The sequence below is a fragment of the Dactylosporangium maewongense genome (assembly GCF_039531485.1).
Taxonomy (GTDB): Bacteria; Actinomycetota; Actinomycetes; order Mycobacteriales; family Micromonosporaceae; genus Dactylosporangium; species Dactylosporangium maewongense.
Genome location: NZ_BAAAQD010000009.1, coordinates 1 through 21913, shown reverse-complemented (window position 1 = coordinate 21913; position 21913 = coordinate 1). Strand labels below are relative to the sequence as shown.

Below are 21913 nucleotides of genomic sequence, written 5' to 3'. Positions count from 1 at the left end.
CGGTGAGTATCTACCCCTTGAGCACTTTTTCCAATGCCGTCGCGACCGTGCGCGCCTCGGCCGCGGTCATCCTGCTGGTGAAGTGCGCCTCGATCCCGGCGAGGTAGGTCGGCGCGGCGGCCCGCAGCCTGGCCCGGCCCGCGGCCGTGATCCGCGCGAACGCCGAGCGCCCGTCGGCCGGGTTGGCGACCCGCTCGACGAGGCCGGCCCTGGTGAGCTCGTCGACGACGCGGCTGCTGCGGCTGCGGCTGACCACCGCCTTCGCGCCCAGCTCCCCCATCGTGAGCTGGCGGTCCTTCGCCGAGTTGAGCTCCAGCAGCACGTCATACCAGGTCAGCGGCAGGCCGTGGGCCGCCTGCAGCTCCTGGTCCAGCACCGGGACCAGCGCGGCGTGCACCCGCAGCAGGCCCGCCCAGGCGGCCGTGTTGTCCATCGTCACACCGTACCAACTCTTGTGCGTGCGCACGCAAGTGGCTAGCTTTGCGTTGTTAGGTGCGTGCGCACACACTTTCTTTCGGAGGTTCACGATGACCAAGCTGCTGCACATCTCGGCGTCCCCGCGCGGCACCCGCTCCGAGTCACTCGCGCTCGCGTCGCGTTTCCTGCAGGTGTACGGCGAGCAGCACCCCGACCATGAGATCGCCGAGTGGGACCTGTGGGACGGCACGCTGCCGGCGTTCGGACCGGCCGCCGCCGGCGCGAAGATGGACGTGTTCGCGGGGGTCGAGCCCACCGGCGAGGGCGCCGCCGCCTGGGCCGCCGCGCGCGCCGCGTTCGACCGCTTCGCCGCCGCCGACAAGCTGCTCTTCTCGGTCCCCATGTGGAACGCCGGGGTCCCGTACATCCTCAAGCAGTTCATCGACGTGGTCAGCCAGCCGGGCCTGGTCTTCGGCTTCGACCCCGCCGAGGGGTACAGCGGCCTGCTCACCGGCCGCAAGGCCGCGGTCGTCTACACCAGCGCCGTCTACGGCGAGGGCCGCGGCCCGGCCTTCGGCGCCGACTTCCAGCGGCCGTTCTTCGAGGGGTGGCTGCGCTGGGCGGGCATCACCGACATCACGCCGGTCACCTTCCGCCCCAACCTCGCCACCGCCGACGCCGACGCTGGCCGCGCCCTGGCCACGGCCGACGCCGTCGAGGCCGCGAAGCGCTTCTGACCGGCGTGCGTGCGGCCCCGGGAACCGTCCCGGGGCCGCCACTTCACGGGCGCACGACCGTCACCGTCCGCGCGCGCCCGCGCCGTCCACGCAGAGGGGCGACCGGACGCTGCCCCGGCGGCGCGACGACCATGCCTGCCGGCGGCCGCCGAGATGGCCGCCCCGGCCGGCGCCGTGCCTGGCGAACAGCGTCTCCCGCGCCGGCCCGCCCGGATCCCGCAGCGGCCGGCGGCCCGGCAGCAGTGCCCGGACCGCCACCGAGACGCACTCCCGGTGCCGCCGGGCCACGTAGCCGGCGACAACCACCGAGTCCGCCATCGCGAACACCCGCTCGAACCGAAGCACCCCGTGGTCGATCGTCATGCTTTGATCGCAACACGTGCCGCCGCCCCGCGCACGCGGTTTTCCGACCTCGTCAGGCCGGCGTGGCGAGCCGCGGCAGCGCGGGGATCGTGGTCGCCAGGAAGCCGTCCGGGGCCGCGGTGAAGTGCGGCGCCGGCCTGGTCTCCCACCACGAGCGCAGCGCGGTCACCGTCTCCGGCTCACCGGTGCGCTTGTGCACGAAGGTCACCGTGCGCTCGCCGGACGCCTTGACGACCACGCGGCCGCGCTTGCAGCCGTCGGGGTAGTCGTTCCAGTTGATGCCGTGCTCGGTGTAGAGCATGTCCTGGGCCTGCCCGGAGTGCACACCCTGGAGACGGCTGTGCGGGAACACCGCCTGGGCCGCCATGGTGATGCTGTTGCGGACGGCGTCGCGCTGCCGCCAGATGAAGTAGTTGGCGACCTCCGCCGGGTCGGCGACGGTGAAGACCCGCGCGTCGAAGAGCGCGAGCTTCCCGGGCCGCCGCGCGTTCAGCGTCGCCGTGGCAACCGAGGCCGCGACGGAGCACCACTTCTGCACCTCGCCCCCGAACCACGCCTGCGTCCCGGCCCCCGCGAAGTCGACCACGAGCACCGACACCTCGTCGGACTGCACGTAGGCGAACACGCTGCCGGAGATCTCCGCGCACAACGACTCCGCCACGGCGTCCATGTCCGCCATGAACCCGTGGTCGAACGGCTTCGCCGCCCCCCGCAGGTACCCGTGGAACGCCCGCCCGTCGACCCGCAGCAGCGTGTGGGTCCGCCGCGGCAGCACCGCCTTCGTCACCCGCTCGTAACTCTTCATCCGGTCACCCAGATCATCCCGGTCGATCCGCATGCCAGATGCCACCACGCCGCTCCCACACCGCGCACGCGCTTTTCCGCCGGCGGCTGCCCTCGCCGGCGACAACGATGGACGACGTGCTCGCGGTCCTGCACGAACGCGGCGTCGAGGTGCACCTGCGGTGACTAGAGGTGCTTCTCGAACCAGTGGTGGGCGTAGGGCTCGTCGTTGAAGGCGGGCACCTCCTTGTAGCCGGTGCTGCGGTACAGCGCGATCGCCTCGGTGAGGTTGCGGTTGGTGTCGAGGCGGACGGAGCGGTGGCCGGCGGTGGCGGCCCGGTGCTCGAGGTCGCTCAGGATGCGGCGGCCGAGGCCCAGGCCGCGGACGGTGCCGGAGACCCAGACGCGCTTGATCTCGGCGGGGGCGTCGCGGTGGAGCTTCAGGGCGCCGCAGCCGACGGGCTCGCCGGACAGGGTGGCGAGGAGGAACACGCCCCGGGGAGGGGTCAGGTCCTCGTCGTCGACCGGCCGGCTGACGCCCGTGTCGAAGCCGTCGTCGAAGCGCTGGGACAGCTCGCGGGCGTAGGCGCGCAGGCAGGCGCGGGCCCGTGGGTCGGCCGGCGGGCAGACCGTGAGCTCGACCATCGACGCCAGGAGCAGGCGCTCGACCTCCGCCATCGCGGTCGCCAGGCGGGACCGCTGGGCGTCGCTGAGCGGCCCGAGGATCGAGTGGGCCAGGTCGTCGGAGGCGCTGTCGAGGATCGCCCACTCGGCCCGCCCGGCATCCGTCAGCGAGGCTTCGCGGACGCGCGCGTCGCCGCTCGTACCGACGCCGACGACGACAAGGCCGTCGGCCTCAAGGGCCCGCAGCAGGCGGCTCAGGTAGCCGGCGTCGAGGCCGAGGCGGGCGCGCAGGGCGGCCACCTCGGCGCCGGCGGGGCCGATCTCCCACAGCAGGCGGGCCTGGCCGAGTGGGCGGCCGCGGGACAGGTACTCGTCGTCGAGCGCGCCGACGCGCTGCGTCACGGTCCGGTTGAAGCGGCGGACGGTCTCCAGCAGTTCCACATGTCTGACTATAGTCAGGTAACGCTCCGCAGTGGTATCCGCCAGGCATACTCGACGCGTGAAACGAGGCTGGTTGCTCGCGGTGGTCGCGACAACGCTGATGGGCTGCATCGGGCCGTTCGCCGACACGGTCGACGAGGCGCTCCAGGACACCCCCGGTGACTACGACGAGTGCTGCATGAACGCCGAGCGGCCGCTGCTCGGCAAGCTCGCCGGCACCCCGATCACGGTGGTGACCGCCCCGGACTTCCCCGGGTTCCGGGTCGACGCCGTCGTCACGACGCACCAGTTCGACGCCGCCACCGAGAAGAAGGTGACCTGGGAGAAGGACGGCGACGGGCTGATCGCGCCGGACGACGCCCACGACTACGTGCTCGCCCTCGTCGCCGGCGTGCCGCGCGCCGACAAGTCGTATCCGCAGACGGTGATCACCGTCGGGAAGGGGACCGCCATCTACGAGTCCACGCCGCTCGTCGACCCGTCCGACGGCAGCCGCATCAGCTCGGTGATCCTCGCCGTGCGGGTCCCCGCCGGGCAGACGGTCCTGCTCACCGCCGAGGACCCCGCCCCGGGCGACCCCGCGGTCGACCTGCGCACCGGCCGCGCCGTGAAGTTCCCCGCCGATGCGTAGCCGCCTGCTCGCCCTCGCCGGCGTCGCGGCGGCGCTGGCGGTCGCGTTCGCGATCCGGGCCGTCGACGACGGCGCGCTGCGCCAGTACTCCGGGACCGCGCTGTACGCCTCCATGATCTACGCCGGGGTCTTCGTCCTCCGGCCCCGGACGACCCCGCTCGTCGCGGGCGCCGTCGCGATCGCCTGGTGCTGGGCGGTGGAGCTGGCGCAGCTGACCGGCGTTCCCGCCGAGCTGTCCGCGCGGAGCCTCCTGGCGCGGTACGCGCTCGGCGTGAAGTTCGACCCCGCCGACCTGGCCTGGTACCCGGTCGGCGTCGTGCCGCTGGTGGTCGCGCACCTGCTCTTCCGAAGAAGAAAGTTTCACGCCGTGACCAGGCAGGACACCCTCGCCGGACGGTGATATGCCCGCGCCGGGGCGGTGACGCGGTTCAATCCGCGCACCGCCACCCGGAGAGGAGCACCACCCATGCGCAGGAGGATTCTCGGCGCAGTCGCGGCGCTCGGGGTCGCCGCCGCCACGACGGTCATCGCCGTGGCAGCCTCGACCCCGGCGACAGCCGCCCCCGCGTACAACTACGCGGAGGCACTGCAGAAGTCCATCTGGTTCTACGAGGCCCAGCAGGCCGGGCCGAAGCCCGCGTGGAGCCGGGTCGGGTGGCGCGGCAACGCCGCCACGACCGACGGCGCCGACGTCGGCCTCGACCTGACCGGCGGCTGGTTCGACGCCGGCGACCACGTGAAGTTCGGCTTCCCGATGGCGTTCTCGACCACCATGCTCGCGTGGGGCGCGGTGGAGTACCGCGACGCGTACGTGCAGTCGGGGCAGCTGACCAATCTGGTGAACAACCTGAAGTTCGTCAACGACTACTTCATCAAGGCGCACCCGTCCCCGAACGTCCTCTATGGACAGATCGGCTCCGGCAACCCCGACCACGCCTGGTGGGGCCCGGCCGAGGTGATGCCGATGGCACGACCCTCGTACAAGATCGACGCCACCTGCGGCGGCTCGGACCTCGCCGGTGAGACGGCCGCCGCCATGGCCGCCTCGTCGATCGTGATCCGCCCGACCGACGCCGCTTACGCCGACAAGCTCGTCACGCACGCGAAGCAGCTGTACACGTTCGCCGACACCGTGCGCCGCAAGTACAGCGACTGCATCACCGACGCGGCCAGCTACTACAACTCGTGGAGCGGCTTCAACGACGAGCTCGTGTGGGGCGCGATCTGGCTCTACCGCGCCACCAACGACGCGGCCTACCTCGCGAAGGCCGAGGCCGGCTACGACAACCTCAGCAACGAGAACCAGACCACGACGAAGTCCTACCGGTGGACGATCGCGTGGGACGACAAGTCGTACGGCTGCTACGTGCTCCTCGCCAAGCTCACCGGCAAGCAGCGGTACGTCGACGACGCCAACCGCTGGCTGGACTACTGGACCGTCGGCGTCAACGGCCAGAAGGTGCCCACGTCACCCGGCGGGCAGGCGGTGCTCGACAGCTGGGGCTCGCTGCGGTACGCCGCGAACACATCCTTCGTGGCGCTGCTCTACAGCGACTGGCTCACCGACGCCACCCGCAAGGCCCGCTACCACGACTTCGGCGCCCGGCAGATCAACTACATCCTGGGCGACAACCCCCGCAAGTCCAGCTACATGATCGGCTTCGGGGCGAACCCGCCGAAGAACCCGCACCACCGCACCGCGCACGGGTCCTGGACGGACCAGATCACCAACCCGGAGGTCTCGCGGCACACGCTGTACGGCGCGCTCGTCGGCGGGCCGTCGTCGCCGAACGACGCCTACACCGACAGCCGGTCCGACTACGTGATGAACGAGGTCGCCACCGACTACAACTCCGGGCTCACCTCCGCCCTGGCCCGCATGTACGGCGAGTACGGCGGCACGGCGCTGTCCGGCTTCCCGGCCGCGGAGACCCCGGACGGGCCGGAGATGTACGTCGAGTCCTCCATCAACACCCCGGGAACCACGTTCACCGAGGTCAAGGCGATGGTCTACAACAAGTCGGCGTGGCCGGCGCGGACCCTCGACCAGGGCTCGTTCCGCTACTACTTCACCCTCGACGGCACCACCACGCCCGCGCAGATCTCGCTCAGCAGCGCCTACAACCAGTGCTCCGCGCCCACCGGCCCGACGCTGGTCAGCGGCAGCACGTACTACGTCACCGTCAGCTGCGCCGGGCAGAAGATCGCCCCGGCCGGCCAGTCCGCGTGGCGGCGCGAGGTGCAGTTCCGCATCTCGTCCGCCGGCACCTGGGACCCGACGAACGACTGGTCGTTCCCGGCCGGCGCCACGCAGAGCCCGAACAACCACATCACGCTGTACGACGGGGCCACCAAGGTCTGGGGCGAGGCTCCCGGCACCGGTCCGGCGGACACCACGCCGCCGTCCACGCCCGGCGCGCCGACCTTCACCAACGTGACCTCGACGTCGGTCACCGCCTCGTGGGCGGCGTCCACCGACAACGTGGGCGTCGCGTCCTACCGGGTGTCCTCGGCGGCCGGGGTCGTCGGCACCACGACCGGCACGTCCCTGGCCATCACCGGGCTGTCGCCGGCGACCGCGTACAGCTTCCTGGTCGTCGCGGTCGACGCCGCGGGCAACACGTCGGCGGCCTCGCCGGTCGGCACCGTCACCACCGCCCCGGCGACCGGTGACGTCACCCCGCCGTCGAAGCCCGGCACGCCCGTCGCGTCGGGGGTCACCAGCAGTGGCGCGACCCTCACCTGGGCCGCGTCGACCGACGCCGTCGGCGTCACCGGCTACGACGTCCTGCGCCTCGGCGGCACCGCCGGACCGGTCGTCGTCGCCACCGCCACCGGCACGACCGCCACGGTCACCGGCCTGACGGCGTCCACGGCGTACCAGTTCGCGATCCGGGCGAAGGACGCCGCCGGCAACCTGTCGGTGCTGTCCGACCCGGTCACGGTCACGACCACCGGCACCACCACCGGCAAGTCCTGCGAGGCCACCTACCGCGTCACGAACCAGTGGGGCGACGGCTTCAACGGCGAGGTGACCGTCCGCAACTCCGGTGGTCAGGCGATCACCGGCTGGACGGTCACGTTCACGTTCCCGGGCAACCAGCGGGTCACCAACGGCTGGTCCGGCGTCTGGACGCAGACCGGCGCCGCCGTCACGGTCCGCAACGCCGACTGGAACGGCGCCCTGGCACCCACCGCGTCGACGGCGGCCGGGTTCGGCGCGTCCTACAGCGGCACCAACTCCGCTCCGGCCACGCTCACCTGCACCGCGAGCTGAGTCATCCGGTCGGCCCCGGCGCACCGCGCGCCGGGGCCGTACCATTGGCAGGGATGATCGACCTCGATGTGCCCGCCGCCGCCACGGTGCCACCCCGGCACCGTCGCGGCGTGCTGCCGCGCGTCGCGGTGCTGGCCGCGTGCGTCGTGACGGCCGCCGTCCCGGCCGCCGCGCCCGTGCCGGTGTCGGTGGGGCAGCGGCTGCCGGTCCCGAGCTACTGCACCGGCGACCCGCTGCCGGGCGGCCGCCTCAACATCGTCGAGGACCACGTGTACATCCTCCTCGACGGCCAGACCGGCGTGGTCCTGAGCACCGGCCGCTGCCCCCGCTGATGACCGACGCGAGCGAGGTGCTGTTCCTCGGCGGCAGGTCAGGGGTCGGCAAGAGCAGCGTGGCGGCGGAGTTGCACGCGCAGCTGTCGGCGGCCGGTGTACGGCACTGCGTCGTCGAAGGGGACAACCTCGACCTCGCGTACCCGCCGCCGTGGGAGCACCACCTCGCGGAGCGCAACCTCGCCGCCATGTGGGCCAACTACCGCGCCCTCGGCTACCGCCGCCTGATCTACACCAACACCGTCAGCGTCCAGCAGGTCTCCGCGCTCACGGCCGCGATGGGCGACGCCCCACGCGTCACCGCCGTCCTGCTCACCTCCTCCGACGCGACCGCCCGCACCCGGCTGGCCCGCCGCGAGATCGGCACCGCCTACGACCTGCACGTGCAGCGCAGCGACGCCGCCGCCAGATCCCTCGCCGCGACGGCGCCCCCGTCGGTCCACCGGATCCCCACCGACGACCGGACCGTCGCCGACGTCGCCGCCTCGGTCCTGGCGCTCACCGGCTGGGCCACTCGTTAGGGTCTGTCCCGGAACGGGTAGCAGACGGTGTATGCCCCCTCACATCGCGCAGTGCACCATCGACGTCACCGACCTCGACCTGATGACCGGCTTCTGGTCCGACGCCCTCGGTTACACCGCCGGCCCCGCGGAGGAGGGCGGCACGCACCTGTTCGGCCCGCCCGGCGCGCCGTCGGTCTTCCTGCAGCGCGCGGCCACCCCACACTCTCCGAAAAACCGCGTCCACCTGGACCTCATCCTCGACGGCGACGTGGAGGCGGAGGTGGTCCGGCTCGTCGGCCTCGGCGCCCGCCCCACCGACGCCGGCCAGACCGGCACCGAACCCTTCACCGTCCTCGCCGACCCCGAAGGCAACGAGTTCTGCCTCCTGCACGTCGATCCCCGCTCCCGCTGACCTGTTGGTTGCCGCAGCACCACCGGGCGGCCGCGCCCGCATCGTGCGGCAGCACCTCGACCCGCGTCTCCGACGTCACGCCCGCCTGCTGCAGGCACTTGCCGGAGTTGACGTTGACCAGCTGGCACCCGGACCGTCGGCGCCGCCGTCACCCGCGCCGCCGCCTGGGCCCGCCGCACCCGCCCGCTACGGCAGGCGGGTGTTCTGGTCGGCCACGACGAGCCACCTGCCGTCGACGAGCGCGTAGGTGAGGGTGAAGTACGCCCGGGTCTGCGACTCGACCGCGCCGGCGGCGTCGACGGTGGTCCACAGGTACTCGATCAGCACCCATCCGGTGCTGCCGGCCAGGGTGACCTTCCGGACGGTGCGCTCCTGCGTCCAGGTGTCGTCGGCGAACATCTCGCGGTGGAACTCGACCATGGCCGCCCTGCCGTCGACGACCGTGCCGTTGGGCAGGATCAGCACCACCTCCTCGGCGAGCGTCGCCGCGTACGCCGCGAGGTCCTTGCGCTCCAGCGCCCGTAGGTGCTCCTCGAGCGCCCGCTCCAGCCCGCTGTCCGCCACCGGCCGGTCTCCCTTCGACACCTGTCACTGTCCGCCCGAGCATCGTAGCCCGGTGCGGGTGCTCAGGCGGGGCGCCGGCAGAGGCGGCCGCGGGTGCCGCTGATACCGGTTCACCCAGTCAGGTAGGCGACACGGCTCCCCGTATCAACCGGGGCCGCCGGACGTCCTGCTTGCACCGAACCGAAACCCCGAGCCCATGAACGAGGGGACACCGTCATGCCTGAACCGGGCATCGTCGAGACCGCCACCACCGCCCTGCTGCGCTGGGTCGGCGGCGCGGGCCTCAGCGCGAGGCAGGGGCCGCCGAGCGGCGACACCAAGAGCGACGGCAAGGGTGCCAAGCCCGCGGAGGTGCACGTGTGGCTCACCGCGCTGCTGCCTGAGCAGGGCATGCGGCCCACCACCGGGCTGGAGCCGGTCCGGTTCAGGATGCGGTTCCTGCTCGCCACCGCCCGCGCCGACGACGTCGCGGCGCTCGACCGGCTGCTGAGCGCGACGACCACCGGCCCGCACCGGCCCGTCTTCGACGAGGTGCCGGCGCACGTGTGGCAGTCGTCGGGGGTACCGACGAGACCCGCGTTCTACGTCGACGTCCCGGGGCGGCTCGACCGGCCCGCGCCCGCCACGCCGCGGGTCACCGCGCCGCTGCGGATCGAGACGGTGCCGCTGCGGCCGCTGTCGGGGGTGGTGCTCGGGCCCCGCGACACGCCGCTGGCCGGCATGCGGGTCGAGAGCGCCGACCGGACCGAGGTCACCTACACCGGCGCCGACGGCACGTTCGTCCTGGACGGGCTGCCCGCGGACCGGCCGGCCAGGTTGCGGCTGTCCGGCCGCGGCCTGCGGTTCCACCACACCGTCACCGCCGATGCCGCCTCCCCGGCGGTCATCCGGTGCGAGATCAAGGAGGCATGACATGCCCTACTACGCGTCTCCCGGCGTGTACGTCGAGGAGGTCAGCGGCGGCGCCCGGCCCATCGGCGCCGTCGGCACCAGCACCGCCGGCTTCGTCGGCACCGCGCCGGACCGCGACGCCCGCCGCAACGAGGCGGTCGCCGTCGGCAGCTGGTCGGAGTTCCTGCGGATCTACGCCGGCGGCACCGAGCCGGGCGCCGGCACGCCGCTGTCCCGCGCCGTGTACGGGTTCTTCGACAACGGCGGCGGGCGGTGCTACATCGTCAACATCGCGCCGGGCGAGCCGATCGCCGGCGCCGGCCGCACCCGCTCCGGCCTCGGCCTGCTGGAGGCGATCGACGAGATCGCGATCGTCGCCGCGCCCGGGTACACCGACGTGCTGTCGCACGAGGACCTGCTGAAGCACTGCGAGAACCTCGGCGACCGGATGGCGATCCTCGACCCGCCGGAGGAGATCACCGACGTCGAGCGGCTCGTGCGGGTCGAGACCGCGCCCGCGCCCAAGAAGGCGAAGACCCCCGCGCAGGACGGCCAGCAGCCCGCGCAGCCGGCCCCCGCGACGGACGACGGCGGCCTGCGGCCCCGCAACAGCGACTACGGCACCTTCTACCTGCCGTGGCTGGTCGTCCGCGACCCGATGAGCGGCGACGTCGTCACCACCCCGCCGAGCGGGCACGTCGCCGGCCTGTGGGCGCGCAACGACAGCATCCGTGGCGTGCACAAGGCGCCCGCGAACGAGCCCGTCCGGGGCGCCGTCGACCTCACGTACCGGGTGACCCGCGCCGAACAGGACCTGCTGAACCCGGCCGGCGTCAACTGCATCCGCTACTTCCCGTCCGAAGGCATCCGCGTCTGGGGCGCCCGCACCCTCGCCGCCGAGGCGTCGGAGTGGCGCTACCTCAACGTCCGCCGGCTCTTCTCGATGCTGAAGGAGTCCATCGGCGACGGCACCCGCTGGATCGTGTTCGAGCCCAACGACGAGCAGCTGTGGCGCTCGATCCGCCGGGACATCGGCGCGTTCCTGACCCGCGTCTGGCGCGACGGCGCGCTGCTCGGCGCGACGCCGCAGGAGGCGTTCTTCGTCAAGTGCGACGCCGAGACCAACCCCGCGGAGGTCCGCGACGCGGGCCAGGTCGTCGCGCTGATCGGCGTCGCGCCGGTCAAGCCCGCCGAGTTCGTCGTGTTCAAGCTCAGCCAGTCCGCCATCGGCACCGAAGCCCAGTAAGGGAGCAGCTCGATGACCGCACCCGTCCCGGCCCCGTCCGCTCAGCCCGGCAACTGGGTCGACCCGTACCGCGCGTACAACTTCAAACTCCTCATCAACAACGTCAACGAGGGCCACTTCACGGAGGTGCAGGGGCTCGGCGTCAAGGTCGAGCGGATCTCCTACCGCGAGGCCGGCAACGGCAGCGTGGTGCGCGCGATCCCCGGCCGGGTCACGTACCCGCCGGTGACGCTGCGCTTCGGCCTGACCAACTCCGCCGAGCTGTGGAACTGGCTGATGACCGCCGTCGAGGGCAAGGTCAGCCGCCGCAACGTCTCCATCGTCATGCTCGACCCCGCCGGCACCGCCGAGGCGCTGCGGTGGAACCTCATCAACGCCTGGCCGCAGGAGTGGAGCGGCGCGCCGCTGGACGCCATGAGCCGGGAACTGGCCATCGAGACCCTGGTGCTCGCGCACGAAGGGCTGCAGCGGGAGGCCGGCGGTGGCCGCGCGGCTGCGTGACACCCTCGCCGGGTGGCTGCGGTGGGCGGCCGACCGGCTCGTGCCCACTGCTGAGACGGTCGTCGAGGAGCGGTCGCTGCCCGGAGCGCCGGAGCACTGGCTCAGCCTGGTCCGGGACCGTGCACCGCACCTGCTGCGGCCGGCGAAGGTGCTCTCCGTCGCGGCGGCGGCGTCGGTACGGGCAGCGCCCGCTCCCCCGCCGGCCGGCGAGACTCAGGTGCGATGGACGGGTGTGGCGGTCGCGGTCTCCGCGGCCGCCCCGCCCCCGGCCCGCCGGGCGTCCACCGAGGACGGCGAGCCACGACCGGCGGCTCATCGAGCGTCCACTGAGGACACCGAGCCGCCACGGCGGGCGATCCGCCGGGCGTCCACCGAGGACATCGGGCCGTCACGGCCGGCGGTCCGGCTGCGCCCGGCGGTCCCGGAGCCGGTCCGCTCCCCCGCACCGCGGCGACTTCCCGAACCTGCCGAGGCGCCGGCCGCACGCCCCACGCCGGCGTCGCAGGAGGACCTCGCCCCGCGGGCCAGACCAGTACCAGAGGACGACACCGCACCGCGGACGAAGCCGGCCCTGCGGGTCGAGGCGGACACCCACCCAACCCGGGCGGTCTTCACGGCACCGGTCGAGGAAGCCATGCCATCAAGCCCCCATCGCGAGAAGCCGGCGCCGCCCCAGACGCGTCGGGAGCAGCCCGCGCGGCGTCCCGCGGACCGGCCCCAGAAGCCCCAGAAGCCCCAGAAGCCCCGGAAGCCCCAGAAGCTCCAGAAGCCCGGGACGCCCGGCCGCGGCCCGGTGGTGCTGCGGTGGCCGGACCTGCCGGACTCGGCCCGCGACGCATGGAGTGACGAGACACCACCCGATGAGGTCCCACCGCACCACACCGACGCTCCGCCGCGACGGCACGGGACCGCCGGGACGTGGTCCGAGCTTCCGGGCGCGCGGCCGGCGCGGCTGCCCGAGGTCGCGGAGCACGTGGTGAGGAGCGGGCCGTGGCCGCGGCTCGGGGACGAGACGCACCGCCGGTGGCCGGAGCTGCCCGACGACAGCGCCCAGTGGGAGGTCACCCCGCGGCCCGGCGGCGACCGGATCCGCCGGCTCGACGAGGAACAGCGAGGACTGCCATGGAACGCGTAGCGTTCGTCGTCGACGAGACCGGCGAGCGGATCGACTGCCTGCTCAACCCGGAGACGTTCGAGGTCAAACGGCTCGCCGGCATCCGCACGCCCGCCGCCGGTGAGAGCCGGCTCGTCGGGCGGGGCCGGGCCGACGACCCGGTGCGATTCACCGGCGGCGGGCGCACCGAGCTGCTGCTGGACATGGTGTTCGACGTCGCGCTGGTCGAGTCGCGGTCCGCGCCGCAGGACGTGCGGCAGCTGACCGCGAAGCTGTGGAACCTGGCCGAGAACACCGCAGAGGAGCTCGGCTCCGCCCGCCCGCCGCTGGTCCGGCTCGTGTGGGGCCGGTCGTGGAACGTGCCGGGCGTCATCGCCGCCATCGCGGAGCGCTTCGACGCGTTCGGCCCCACGGGCGCGCCGGGACGGTCGTGGATGCGGCTCAAACTGGTGCGGGTCGACGAGCCGAAGCAGGCCGGCGCCCGCGACTTCGACGGGGAGCTGGCGCGCTCGGGCGCCGGCACCGCACCGGGCACGGCACCCACGGCGGTGCAGGCGCTCGGCGACGGCAGCACCGGCCCGGGCGGCACCGGCAGGATCGACCTGCTCGCCATGGAGGCGCTCGGCAGCCCGATGCGCTGGCGGGAGCTCGCCGAGCACAACGGCGTCGACGACCCGTTCGCGGTCGCGCCGGGCCGGGTGCTGTCGGTGCCGGCGACGGGCGGCCGGCCATGATGCCGGCGGTGCACGCGACGGCGGGCGACCGGGAGCTTCCGGTCACCGGGGTGCGGGTCACCAGCCGGCTCTCGCAGCCCGCGCAGTGCGAGCTGACCCTCGACGACCCGCGCGGCGAGGCCCTGCACCTGCTCGGCGCGAGCCTCGTCGTGCGCGTCGCCGGCGACGACGGGCCCCTGTTCACCGGTGAGGTGACCGGGGTCGGCCTCACCCGGGCCGCGGACGGCACCGCGGAGACCCGGCTGACCGGCTACGACCTGCTGCACCGGCTCCGCGCCCGGCAGACCGTCCGCTCCTTCGACCGCGTCGGCCCGAAGGACCTGGTCGAGGCGGTCGCCGGCGACCTGGGGGTGCACGTGCACGGCGGCGGCGACGGCCCCCGGTTCGAGCGGGTGGTGCAGCACCGGCAGCGCGACCTCCAGCTGCTGACGGAGACCCTCGGCAGGATCGGGATGTACGTCGTCCTCGACGGCACCGACCTGCGGGTGCTGACCCTGCAGGGGCACGGCGACCCGGTCCCGCTCCGGTACGGCAGGGACCTGCACCACGTCGAGGTGGCCGCCGGCGTCGACCGGCTCGCGGCCCGCTGCGAGGCGGTCGGCTGGCACCCGCAGCGGGCGAAGGCGTTCACCGAGACCGCCGGGCAGCCCCGGCAGGGCCGCGACATCGCGCTGCGGCCGGACAGCCCGGCGCCGCTGACGCTGGTCGACGAGTCCGCGCGGACCGGCGACGAGCTGCGCGCCGTCGCCCAGGGCGCCCTCGACGCGAGCGCGGCCCGGGCGGTCACCCTCGACGGCGTCGCCGCCGGCAGCGCCGCGCTGCGGGCCGGTCGCCGGATCGCGGTGCGCGGCGTCGCCGACGCCCTGGACGGCACCTACGTGCTCACCGAGGTCGTGTCCACCGTGGACGCCGACGGGTACCTGGCGGCGGTGTCGACCCGGCCGCCGGCGCGCGACGTGGCTCGGCCCGGCGCGTCGCTGACGCTCGGGCGGGTGACCGCGGTCGACGACCCCGACGGCTGCGGCCGGGTGCGGGTGGCGCTGCAGGCGCACGGCGGGCTCGACGCCGGCTGGGTTTCGCTGCTGGTGCCCGGCGCCGGCGACGGCAAGGGCCTGGTGCTGCTGCCCGACGTCGGCGACTCGGTGCTGGTCGCGCTGCCGCACGACGCGTCCGGCGACGCGGTCGTCCTCGGCTCCCTGTTCGGCACCGCCAAGGCGCCCGACGGCGCCGGGGTCACGGGCGGCGGCGTGAAGCGCTGGTCGATGCGGACCGCGCACGGCCAGTCGATCGTCGTCGACGACGCCGAGAAGTCGCTGCGGGTGGAGACCGCCGACGGCAGCTACCTCCAGCTCGCGCCGGACGTGGTGCGGCTGCACGCCGCCACCGACCTGGTCCTGGAGGCGCCCGGGCACGGCGTCACGGTCAAGGCCCGCACGGTCGACTTCGAGCACGCCCTCATCGCGGTCCCGACGCTCCCGGGAGGTCCGGCATGAAACTCGTGACGGTGCGGGCGGTCGTGCGCTGCGGCCACGACGGCCGGGTGCGCAACAACGCCTCGCAGCACTGGGTCACCGTCGGCGGCGCCGACGTCCTCGTCGACGACGACCCGCAGGGCCGCGCGGTCGCCGGCTGCCCCAACATCGGCCCGACCATGAAGCCCTGCGCCCTCACCCTGGCGGTGCAGGCGGGGTACAGCGACTGGATCCGCGTCGACGGCAAGCGGGTCGCACTGTCCAACCTGGACGGTCTCACCGACGGCACGGTCCCCGGCACCGTCCACTACACGGTCCGCGACCCCGGCCAGTCCTTCGTGGGGGCCGACGCATGAAGGCGATCAGGTTCGCGCCCGCCCTCACCGCCACGGGGTCGCTGTCCATGGTGGACGGAGACGCCGCGGTACGGCAGGCGCTGCTGCTCCTCCTGGCGACGACGCCCGGCGAGCGGCTGATGCGGCCGCAGTACGGGTGCCATCTCAACCGGCTGCTGTTCGCCCCCAACGACCACACGACCGCCGGCCTCGCCGTGCACTACGTCCGGCAGGCGGTCCAGCGGTGGGAGCCGCGCGCGGAGATCGTGTCGCTGGACGCCGCCGCCGACCCCGACGTGCCGACCCGGCTGACCATCCACCTGCGGTACCGGGTCCTCGCCACCCTCACCCTCGCCGACCTCGACATCCCGCTGGACCTCGGTCCGGCGTCCGACGGGAGCCCGTCATGACCCTGCCGATCCCCAACCTCGACGACCGCAGCTTCACCGACCTCGTCCGCGAGGCCCGCGACCGCATCGCCCGGTCCTGCCCCGGCTGGACCGACCTGTCGGTGCACGACCCCGGCATCGCCCTCGTCGAGGTGTTCGCGCACCTGACGGAGGTCATGCTGTACCGGCTGAACCGGCTGCCCGACAAGGCCTACATCGAGTACCTCAACCTGCTCGGCATCACCCGGCACGCGCCCGCCGCGGCGTGGACGGAGCTGACGTTCACCCGTACCGGCGACGACACCACCACCAGGATCACGGTGCCCGCCGGGACGAAGGCGGCCGCGCAGGGCGCCGACCCGCAGCCGGTCCTGTTCGTCACCACCGAGTCCGCGGTGCTCGCCGAGGGGCAGGCCGCGGTCACCGTACGGGCGCACCACTGCGAGCCCGTCGCGGCCGAGCTGCTCGGTCTCGGCACCGGCATGCCGGGGCAGGTGCTGCGCACGGCGCGGGCGCCGATCGTGACCACCACCGAACACCTCGACGTGATGCTGGGCGTGCAGACGCCCGCCGAGGAGGTCGCCGACGGGGTCCCGGCGCGGGAGCACGACGGCCGCTCGTTCGTCATCTGGCAGCCCGTCGCGGGTTTCGCCGGTGTACCGGCGGACGCCCTCGTCTACCAGCTGGACCGCAGCACCGGCACGGTCACGTTCGCGCCGGCCGTCGACGCCGGTGGCGCGCCCGTCGCGGCGGTCCCGCCGGCGGGCCGGGAGGTGCGGATCTGGTACCGCGTCGGCGGCGGCTCGGCCGGCAACGTGGCCGCGCACACCGTGACGGCGCTGCGCGACCCGGTGCCAGGAGTGCGGGTCACCAACGAGCGGCCCGCGTTCGGCGGCCGGGACCTGGAGCCCGTCGACGCCGCGCTGACCCGCGGCCCGTACGAGTTCTTCGCGCTGCGCCGGGCCGTCACCGCCCGCGACTTCGAGCTGCTCGCCACGGCCGCGTCGGCGGCGGTGGCCCGGGCGACCGCGTTCACCCGCGCCACCATGTGGTCCTTCGCGCAGCCCGGCGAGGTCGAGGTCGTCCTCGTGCCGCACGTCGGGACGGAGTCCCGGCCCGACTGGCGGCTGCCGGTGGCGAGGCTGCTGGAGGTGCAGGGCGAGGACGTGCGCCTGCACACGCAGCAGGACCTCGAGGCGCGGCGGGCGCTCGGCACCCGGGTCGTCGCCGGCTGGGCCCGCTACAAGGCGGTCGCCGTGCGGGCCCGGGTCGTGGTCGGCGACCACGAGGACGTCGACGCGGTCCGCCGGCGGATCAACGACCGGCTGTACGCGACGATCAGCCCCCTGCCGACCCCGATGACCCCCACCGGCTGGGCGTTCGGCGAGCCGCTGCGCGCGTCCAACGTGTACCGGATGCTCGAGTCCGCGGAGCCCGGCGTCCGGTACGTCGACGACGTGCGGTTCGTGGTCGACGAGGCGCCCGACAAGGCCGTCCGGTCCGTCGTCGCCGACCGGTTCCAGGACGACACCTGGTACGCCGGCAGCGGCGAGGTCGTGTTCCGCTCCACCAACGGCGGCGCCGGCTGGGAGCCTGCCGGGCGGTTCCCGGGCGAGGATGTCCGCCGGGTCGTCGCGGCGCCCGCGCCGAACCGGCCCGGGATCACCGCCCGCCCGGGGCTGCTGGCCGCGGTCACCCACACCGCCGACGGGACCAGCGCCGTGCACGTGTCGCGGGACCTCGGCGAGACGTGGGCCCTGGTCGCCGCCCTGGAGCCGGCGATCGCCGACGTCGCCTGGATCGACCGGGAAGGCGTGGCGACGCTGCTGTGCGCGACCGACGCCGGCCTGTACGAGGTCGCCGCCGAGCCCGGCGCGGTGCCGCTGCAGGTGCTCGTCGACAACACCGACCCGGGCCGCGGCTTCTCCGGCGTCCGGTCGTTCGTCTCCGAACGCGGCACCCACGGCGTCGTCCTCGCGGCCCAGGCGAAGTACGGCGTCTACCTGTCCACTGAGGGCGGCACCGCCGGCACGTTCGCCCACGTCGGGCTGCGCGGCACCGACGCGCGCGCCATCGAGATCCAGTACGACGGCCCGTCCACCGTGGTGTGGGTCGGCGCCGGCGAGTCGGACCCGAACCGCCCCGGGCAGGGCTGCCACCGGGCCCGCCTGTTCGAGGCGGACGTGCGGTGGGAGCAGCTCAACGCCGGCTGGACCGGCGGCACCTGCTGGGACCTCGACTTCACCGGCCAGGCCGTCGTCGCCGCCACGCAGAGCGCCGGGGTGCTGCGGCTGGACCTGGCGAGCAAGACCCCGCAGTGGGAGGCGGCCAACGTCAACGGTGGCCTGCCGCTGCGGGACCGGACCCGGTTCGAGCCGGTGGCGGCCCTCGCGGCCAGCACTGTGACCAGCACTGCGACCAGCACTGTGGCCGGCGGCGGGACCGGCACCGCGGGGCGGGTCCTCGCGGGTGGGCCCCGCGGCGCGTACCGCAGCGACGACGCCAGGACGTGGTCCTTCACCGCCGACCGGGAGACCCGGCAGCCGGTGACGATCCCGCCGACCTGGCTGCTGTGCTCCGGCGAGCACGACGTCGAGGTGGTGCGTCTCAATGCGGCATGACGACATCGTGCGGCTGCTCCCGGCCGTGTACCAGCCGGCGGCGCAGCCCGGCAGTGTCCTGACCGCGCTGCTGGACGTCATGGAGGCGATGCACGCGCCGGCCGAGCGGCGGCTCACGGCCGTGGACGAGCTCTTCGCCGCGTACCGGACGCCCGACGCCTTCCTGCCGTTCCTGCTGCGGTGCGTGGCGATGGACCACATCGGACGGTCGCTGCCGTCCGGCCGGCAGCGCGACCTCGTCGCCCGCGCCGGCGACCTGGCCCGCCGCCGGGGCACCGCGGGCGGCCTGTGCGCGCTGCTGGAGACGGTGACCGGGGTGCCCGGCTTCACCGTCGAGGAGCCCCGCCCCTTCCACGTCGTGGTGCGGGTGCCCGATCCCGCCCGCGACCAGCTGTCCCTGATCCGGCTCGTGGTGCAGCAGGAGAAGCCCGCGGCCGTCACCGTCTCGATTCCCTAGGAGCTGTGTGTCATGTCCACGAAGTGGGTCGTCACGACCGCCGCCGAGCGCATCGTCCTGGACGACGCGCACCAGGGCGGCACCACGTTCACCGTCACCAACCCCGGCAAGGCCGCCGACCGGGTCGTGTTCGAGCCGGTCGCCGGCGGCGACGCGGACCCGTCCTGGTTCACCGTCGACGACCCGCAGCGCCGGGTCCTGCCGGCCGCGTCCGCGTCGTTCCTGCTGAAGGTCCACGTCCCGGCGCAGGCGAAGCCCGGCTCGTACGAGGTGCAGGGCCGCGCCTACTCGGCGGACTCCGCGCCCGAGGAGTCGTCGGTGCTCAGCGGCCGGGTCGTCTTCGACGTCGCGGCCCCGCCGGCGCCGCCGGAGCGCCGGATCCCGTGGTGGATCATCGCGATCGCCGCCGGGCTCGTCGTCATCACCGCCGTCACGGTCACCCTGGTGCTGACGCTCGGCGGCTCCTCGCCGGCGCCCTCGGCGTCGGCGTCGGCCGCACCGGTCGTCACCGCGCCGCCGTCCGGGTCGATCCCCGTGCCGGACCTGGCCCGCCTCAACGAGACCCAGGCCGTCTTCGCGCTGAAGCAGGCGGGCCTCGTCGCCGGCACCATCAAGCACCGCAACGACCCGACCAGGGCCGACACGGTCGTGGAGCAGGGCGTCCCGGCGGCGAAGACCGTCGCGGCGGGCACGGCCGTCGACCTGGTCGTCGCGGTGCGGCTGGCCCCGCCCGTGCTGAAGACCCCGGCCAACGCGCAGCTGAAGCAGGCCGACGGCAGGCTCGTCTGGGACCAGCCGGAGGCTTACGTGACCCACTGGGTCGTCAGCCTGTCGATCTCGGTGTGCGCGCAGGGCCCCCTGACCCCGCAGGCGTGCAACACCGTGCCGATGGTGACGGCCCGCACCGACGCCAAGAGCTACGCGCCGTCGCTGCGCCCCGCCCAGAACATGGGCCTCGGCGGCACGGTCCTGACCTTCAACGGCACCTTCGTGTGGACCGTCCAGGCCGTCGACGACTTCGGCGGCATCGGCCCCGCCGCCGCCGTCCTGCCCGCCCAGATGGTGCCGTGATGACCAGGCAGACGAAGATCGTGATCGCGGCGCTCGTCGTGATCACGGCGATGTTCGCCGGCTCCGCCGCGCAACGCCCGGGCGGCGGCTCGCTCAAGGAGCCCGGGGCGCTCGTCGAATGGTTCGGGGCGAAGTTCGCGAAGACCCCGGACGCCGACCCGGCCGACCTCAGCGCCCCCTGCCGCTCCGGCGACACGTTCGTCGTGCGCGACGGCAGCTGCGTGCTGCGGGTCGCCGCCCGTCAGGGCCGCCGCACGGTCCGCCTGCGCGCCGACAGCGACGTCGGCGTGCAGGCCCCGGCCCCCGGCCAGGACACGCTCGTGCGCAGCGACGCCAAGGCCGGCGACACCGTCTCGGTCACCGTCGGCGACGCCGCCACCGACATCGACCTCATCTGCGCCGGCGAACGCACCTGCGTCCTCACCATCGCGAAGAAGGGCTGAGCCGTGGAACGCCTCCGCACCCCGTTCTTCATCGTCGCGCTCGTCGCGATGGCCCTCGTCGTCTGCGTCGAGCTCGGCGAGCAGCTGCTGATCGGCGGCGTCGACGCGGGCACCGCCCTCACCGACAACGCCGCCGCCCTCGGCGCCCAGGTCCCGGCCGGCGGCCACGTCGAACGCCCCTCCGGCGTCGGCATCCCGTACCTGGCGCTGCTGGACTTCGCGGCCCTCTTCACCGTCGCCCTGATGGCGGCCGGCCTCGTGGTCCCCCAGCGCCTGCACGGCCGCCTCCAGGGCGTCGTCACGCTGATCGTGGCGATCCTGCTGCTCCTGACCTCCATCGGCCTCATCCTTCTCGCCGTGGCGAAGCTGGTCCTGATGGTCGCCCTGCTGCTGGCGTTCCCGTTCGGCACGATCGCCTACCTGATTCTCTTCGCCTCGTTCCCCCGCGGTACCGCCACCGTGATCCTCTCGCTGCTCATGTTCCTGAAGCTCGTCTACGCCGGCTCGCTGGTCGCCGCCCAGCCCCGCTTCCTGCAGAACAAGGGCCTGGTCCTGCTGACCCTGTGCTCGCTGCTGTGCAACGTGGTGGTGGCGTTCCTGCACGGCCTGGTGCCAGGCATCCTGGTCAGCATCACCGACGCCGTGGCCGGCATCGTCGTGGCGATCGTCGCCCTGATCTGGTCCGTCGTCCTGCTCGTCGGCGCTGTCGTCGGCATCGTGACCGCGGCCCGCACCACCGCCGACACCGCCCGCACCACCGCCACGGCCCTCCCCGCCACCTGACCACGACGCACGCCACAGCTCCCCTCTCCGCCTCCATTGGCGACAACCCCGCGGGCAACACATCCCCTGGCGCGACGTCCCCGGATAAGTCCAGGCGCAAGCGCCCGGACTTATCCGACATTTCGTATTTGCGCCAAAGGCGCGGAAGAACCGGAACCACAAGCGCGCCCCAGGCCTCGAAAAGTCCCCACCGTGATCGAATTGCAGATCTGGTCGTCCCGACAGCCAGATTCGCTATTGGATCACCGATCTCATGACCGATCTCCCGCGCAGTTCGGCTGGCGTGGTGACATTGCACGGCGACGGGCCCCAAGGGATGTAGCGCGCAGGTGGGTGAAATCCCCGCCGGTGCCCGCCCGCCGCGCCAGCGGCGGAGCGGAAGCTCAGCTCAGCCGGCGCAGTAGCAGACGAGTCCTGCGGCAGGCAGGCCGCGGCCAGGACCGGCTCGGGTCAGGGATCGATCCGGTCGCCAAGCGCGTCGCTGCTGGACCCCCGCCTGGTGATCCAAGGACGGATCCGGGTAACTATTCAGGTAGGGGTGGGAGCCAGGGGTTGCCGGTGAGGGCGTGGCGGAGTGCGGTCAGGGTGTTCTGGCCGTGTTTGGTGGCGGTGGAGATGTAGCTGCGGACTTGGAGCCAGTGGTGTGCTCCGGTGGTGGTGCGCCAGGCGCCGCTGATCTTCATCTGGATTTTGGTCATGCGGATGTCGCGTTCGGCTTGGTTGTTGTCGAACGGGACGCGGAGGTCTCGGGTGAAGCACCAGATTTCGGGGG

General features: G+C 73.5%; 26 protein-coding genes. 20 read left to right on the top strand and 6 right to left on the bottom strand.

Annotated features, from left to right (window positions below; translation table 11 throughout):
• Positions 1-10 precede the first annotated feature (10 nt).
• Positions 11-433: a MarR family winged helix-turn-helix transcriptional regulator gene (locus ABD332_RS22785; protein ID WP_344504067.1), complete on the bottom strand. Its 423-nt coding sequence runs from the start codon at positions 431-433 to the stop codon at positions 11-13.
• Positions 434-527: 94 nt separating this feature from the next.
• Here ABD332_RS22785 and ABD332_RS22780 point away from each other — a divergent pair, with 94 nt between their 5' ends.
• Positions 528-1154 carry an FMN-dependent NADH-azoreductase gene (locus ABD332_RS22780; protein ID WP_344504066.1) on the top strand — a complete coding sequence of 209 codons (627 nt, stop codon included), beginning with the start codon at positions 528-530 and terminating at the stop codon, positions 1152-1154.
• 60 nt (positions 1155-1214) lie between these two features.
• Here the strand turns inward: ABD332_RS22780 and ABD332_RS22775 are convergent, their stop codons facing one another.
• From ABD332_RS22775 to ABD332_RS22765, 3 genes are all read right to left on the bottom strand, one after another.
• On the bottom strand, positions 1215-1517 hold the full coding sequence (locus tag ABD332_RS22775) for a hypothetical protein (protein WP_344504065.1): 303 nt from the start codon (positions 1515-1517) through the stop codon (positions 1215-1217).
• 52 nt (positions 1518-1569) lie between these two features.
• Positions 1570-2322: a tRNA(His) guanylyltransferase Thg1 family protein gene (locus ABD332_RS22770; protein ID WP_344504064.1), complete on the bottom strand. Its 753-nt coding sequence runs from the start codon at positions 2320-2322 to the stop codon at positions 1570-1572.
• A 164-nt stretch (positions 2323-2486) separates the two neighbouring features.
• Positions 2487-3365, bottom strand: coding sequence for a bifunctional helix-turn-helix transcriptional regulator/GNAT family N-acetyltransferase (locus tag ABD332_RS22765; RefSeq protein ID WP_344504063.1), 879 nt, complete (start codon positions 3363-3365; stop codon positions 2487-2489).
• A gap of 58 nt (positions 3366-3423) precedes the next feature.
• Between ABD332_RS22765 and ABD332_RS22760 the strand changes: the two genes are divergently transcribed.
• The 6 genes from ABD332_RS22760 to ABD332_RS22735 all read left to right on the top strand — a co-directional run bounded on the left by ABD332_RS22760 (position 3424) and on the right by ABD332_RS22735 (position 8520).
• Entirely contained in the window at positions 3424-3996 is a 573-nt protein-coding gene (locus ABD332_RS22760) for a hypothetical protein (RefSeq protein WP_344504062.1), read from the top strand.
• Positions 3989-4396, top strand: a complete 408-nt coding sequence (locus ABD332_RS22755; protein ID WP_344504061.1) for a ribosomal maturation YjgA family protein — start codon at positions 3989-3991, stop codon at positions 4394-4396. Before ABD332_RS22760 ends, ABD332_RS22755 begins: the two co-directional genes overlap by 8 nt.
• A 66-nt stretch (positions 4397-4462) precedes the next feature.
• Positions 4463-7273 carry a glycoside hydrolase family 9 protein gene (locus tag ABD332_RS22750; RefSeq protein WP_344504060.1) on the top strand — a complete coding sequence of 937 codons (2811 nt, stop codon included), beginning with the start codon at positions 4463-4465 and terminating at the stop codon, positions 7271-7273.
• 53 nt (positions 7274-7326) lie between these two features.
• Entirely contained in the window at positions 7327-7605 is a 279-nt protein-coding gene (locus ABD332_RS22745) for a hypothetical protein (RefSeq protein ID WP_344504059.1), read from the top strand.
• A complete protein-coding gene (locus ABD332_RS22740; RefSeq protein WP_344504058.1) occupies positions 7605-8126 on the top strand; it encodes an adenylyl-sulfate kinase in 522 nt (173 codons plus the stop codon). The genes ABD332_RS22745 and ABD332_RS22740 overlap by 1 nt, the downstream gene beginning before the upstream one ends.
• A 31-nt stretch (positions 8127-8157) precedes the next feature.
• The gene (locus tag ABD332_RS22735) at positions 8158-8520 is read left to right on the top strand and encodes a VOC family protein (RefSeq protein ID WP_344504057.1); all 363 of its coding nucleotides are present in this window, start codon (positions 8158-8160) and stop codon (positions 8518-8520) included.
• 186 nt (positions 8521-8706) lie between these two features.
• On the opposite strand, the gene ABD332_RS22730 is transcribed toward ABD332_RS22735, so the two are convergent.
• The gene (locus ABD332_RS22730) at positions 8707-9084 is read right to left on the bottom strand and encodes a YybH family protein (RefSeq protein ID WP_344504056.1); all 378 of its coding nucleotides are present in this window, start codon (positions 9082-9084) and stop codon (positions 8707-8709) included.
• 216 nt (positions 9085-9300) lie between these two features.
• Between ABD332_RS22730 and ABD332_RS22725 the strand changes: the two genes are divergently transcribed.
• From ABD332_RS22725 to ABD332_RS22665, 13 genes are read left to right on the top strand one after another with little or no spacing between them, the layout of a single operon-like run.
• Positions 9301-9996 (top strand): carboxypeptidase regulatory-like domain-containing protein, encoded by a 696-nt coding sequence (locus ABD332_RS22725; protein WP_344504055.1) that lies wholly within the window; start codon positions 9301-9303, stop codon positions 9994-9996.
• A gap of 1 nt (position 9997) precedes the next feature.
• Entirely contained in the window at positions 9998-11221 is a 1224-nt protein-coding gene (locus ABD332_RS22720; RefSeq protein WP_344504054.1) for a phage tail sheath family protein, read from the top strand.
• Positions 11222-11233: 12 nt separating this feature from the next.
• Positions 11234-11722: a phage tail protein gene (locus tag ABD332_RS22715; protein WP_344504053.1), complete on the top strand. Its 489-nt coding sequence runs from the start codon at positions 11234-11236 to the stop codon at positions 11720-11722.
• Positions 11703-12857, top strand: coding sequence for a hypothetical protein (locus ABD332_RS22710; protein ID WP_344504052.1), 1155 nt, complete (start codon positions 11703-11705; stop codon positions 12855-12857). Before ABD332_RS22715 ends, ABD332_RS22710 begins: the two co-directional genes overlap by 20 nt.
• On the top strand, positions 12845-13570 hold the full coding sequence (locus ABD332_RS22705; protein ID WP_344504051.1) for a CIS tube protein: 726 nt from the start codon (positions 12845-12847) through the stop codon (positions 13568-13570). The genes ABD332_RS22710 and ABD332_RS22705 overlap by 13 nt, the downstream gene beginning before the upstream one ends.
• An 8-nt stretch (positions 13571-13578) precedes the next feature.
• Entirely contained in the window at positions 13579-15063 is a 1485-nt protein-coding gene (locus ABD332_RS22700) for a phage baseplate assembly protein V (protein WP_344504050.1), read from the top strand.
• Complete coding sequence (locus tag ABD332_RS22695; RefSeq protein ID WP_344504049.1) at positions 15060-15398, top strand: hypothetical protein; 339 nt, start codon at positions 15060-15062, stop codon at positions 15396-15398. The genes ABD332_RS22700 and ABD332_RS22695 overlap by 4 nt, the downstream gene beginning before the upstream one ends.
• On the top strand, positions 15395-15787 hold the full coding sequence (locus tag ABD332_RS22690) for a GPW/gp25 family protein (RefSeq protein WP_344504048.1): 393 nt from the start codon (positions 15395-15397) through the stop codon (positions 15785-15787). Before ABD332_RS22695 ends, ABD332_RS22690 begins: the two co-directional genes overlap by 4 nt.
• Positions 15784-18387: a putative baseplate assembly protein gene (locus tag ABD332_RS22685; protein WP_344504047.1), complete on the top strand. Its 2604-nt coding sequence runs from the start codon at positions 15784-15786 to the stop codon at positions 18385-18387. Before ABD332_RS22690 ends, ABD332_RS22685 begins: the two co-directional genes overlap by 4 nt.
• Complete coding sequence (locus ABD332_RS22680) at positions 18377-18844, top strand: phage tail protein (RefSeq protein ID WP_344504046.1); 468 nt, start codon at positions 18377-18379, stop codon at positions 18842-18844. Before ABD332_RS22685 ends, ABD332_RS22680 begins: the two co-directional genes overlap by 11 nt.
• Before the next feature lie 12 nt (positions 18845-18856).
• Complete coding sequence (locus tag ABD332_RS22675; protein WP_344504045.1) at positions 18857-19915, top strand: PASTA domain-containing protein; 1059 nt, start codon at positions 18857-18859, stop codon at positions 19913-19915.
• Positions 19915-20358, top strand: a complete 444-nt coding sequence (locus tag ABD332_RS22670; RefSeq protein WP_344504044.1) for a hypothetical protein — start codon at positions 19915-19917, stop codon at positions 20356-20358. The genes ABD332_RS22675 and ABD332_RS22670 overlap by 1 nt, the downstream gene beginning before the upstream one ends.
• Positions 20359-20361: 3 nt before the next feature.
• Positions 20362-21141, top strand: coding sequence for a hypothetical protein (locus tag ABD332_RS22665; protein WP_344504043.1), 780 nt, complete (start codon positions 20362-20364; stop codon positions 21139-21141).
• Positions 21142-21665: 524 nt separating this feature from the next.
• Here ABD332_RS22665 and ABD332_RS22660 read toward each other — a convergent pair.
• The coding region (locus ABD332_RS22660) for an IS66 family transposase (RefSeq protein WP_344504042.1) at positions 21666-21913 on the bottom strand (248 nt) is incomplete at its 5' end.

Bases quoted from the DNA above. Each gene is read 5' to 3' on its own strand.
- ABD332_RS22785 (WP_344504067.1), bottom strand. From the start codon at position 433: ATGGACAACACGGCCGCCTGGGCGGGCCTGCTGCGGGTGCACGCCGCG.
- ABD332_RS22780 (WP_344504066.1), top strand. From the start codon at position 528: ATGACCAAGCTGCTGCACATCTCGGCGTCCCCGCGCGGCACCCGCTCC.
- ABD332_RS22775 (WP_344504065.1), bottom strand. From the start codon at position 1,517: ATGACGATCGACCACGGGGTGCTTCGGTTCGAGCGGGTGTTCGCGATG.
- ABD332_RS22770 (WP_344504064.1), bottom strand. From the start codon at position 2,322: ATGAAGAGTTACGAGCGGGTGACGAAGGCGGTGCTGCCGCGGCGGACC.
- ABD332_RS22755 (WP_344504061.1), top strand. From the start codon at position 3,989: ATGCGTAGCCGCCTGCTCGCCCTCGCCGGCGTCGCGGCGGCGCTGGCG.
- ABD332_RS22750 (WP_344504060.1), top strand. From the start codon at position 4,463: ATGCGCAGGAGGATTCTCGGCGCAGTCGCGGCGCTCGGGGTCGCCGCC.
- ABD332_RS22745 (WP_344504059.1), top strand. From the start codon at position 7,327: ATGATCGACCTCGATGTGCCCGCCGCCGCCACGGTGCCACCCCGGCAC.
- ABD332_RS22740 (WP_344504058.1), top strand. From the start codon at position 7,605: ATGACCGACGCGAGCGAGGTGCTGTTCCTCGGCGGCAGGTCAGGGGTC.
- ABD332_RS22735 (WP_344504057.1), top strand. From the start codon at position 8,158: ATGCCCCCTCACATCGCGCAGTGCACCATCGACGTCACCGACCTCGAC.
- ABD332_RS22725 (WP_344504055.1), top strand. From the start codon at position 9,301: ATGCCTGAACCGGGCATCGTCGAGACCGCCACCACCGCCCTGCTGCGC.
- ABD332_RS22720 (WP_344504054.1), top strand. From the start codon at position 9,998: ATGCCCTACTACGCGTCTCCCGGCGTGTACGTCGAGGAGGTCAGCGGC.
- ABD332_RS22715 (WP_344504053.1), top strand. From the start codon at position 11,234: ATGACCGCACCCGTCCCGGCCCCGTCCGCTCAGCCCGGCAACTGGGTC.
- ABD332_RS22705 (WP_344504051.1), top strand. From the start codon at position 12,845: ATGGAACGCGTAGCGTTCGTCGTCGACGAGACCGGCGAGCGGATCGAC.
- ABD332_RS22695 (WP_344504049.1), top strand. From the start codon at position 15,060: ATGAAACTCGTGACGGTGCGGGCGGTCGTGCGCTGCGGCCACGACGGC.
- ABD332_RS22690 (WP_344504048.1), top strand. From the start codon at position 15,395: ATGAAGGCGATCAGGTTCGCGCCCGCCCTCACCGCCACGGGGTCGCTG.
- ABD332_RS22685 (WP_344504047.1), top strand. From the start codon at position 15,784: ATGACCCTGCCGATCCCCAACCTCGACGACCGCAGCTTCACCGACCTC.
- ABD332_RS22680 (WP_344504046.1), top strand. From the start codon at position 18,377: ATGCGGCATGACGACATCGTGCGGCTGCTCCCGGCCGTGTACCAGCCG.
- ABD332_RS22675 (WP_344504045.1), top strand. From the start codon at position 18,857: ATGTCCACGAAGTGGGTCGTCACGACCGCCGCCGAGCGCATCGTCCTG.
- ABD332_RS22670 (WP_344504044.1), top strand. From the start codon at position 19,915: ATGACCAGGCAGACGAAGATCGTGATCGCGGCGCTCGTCGTGATCACG.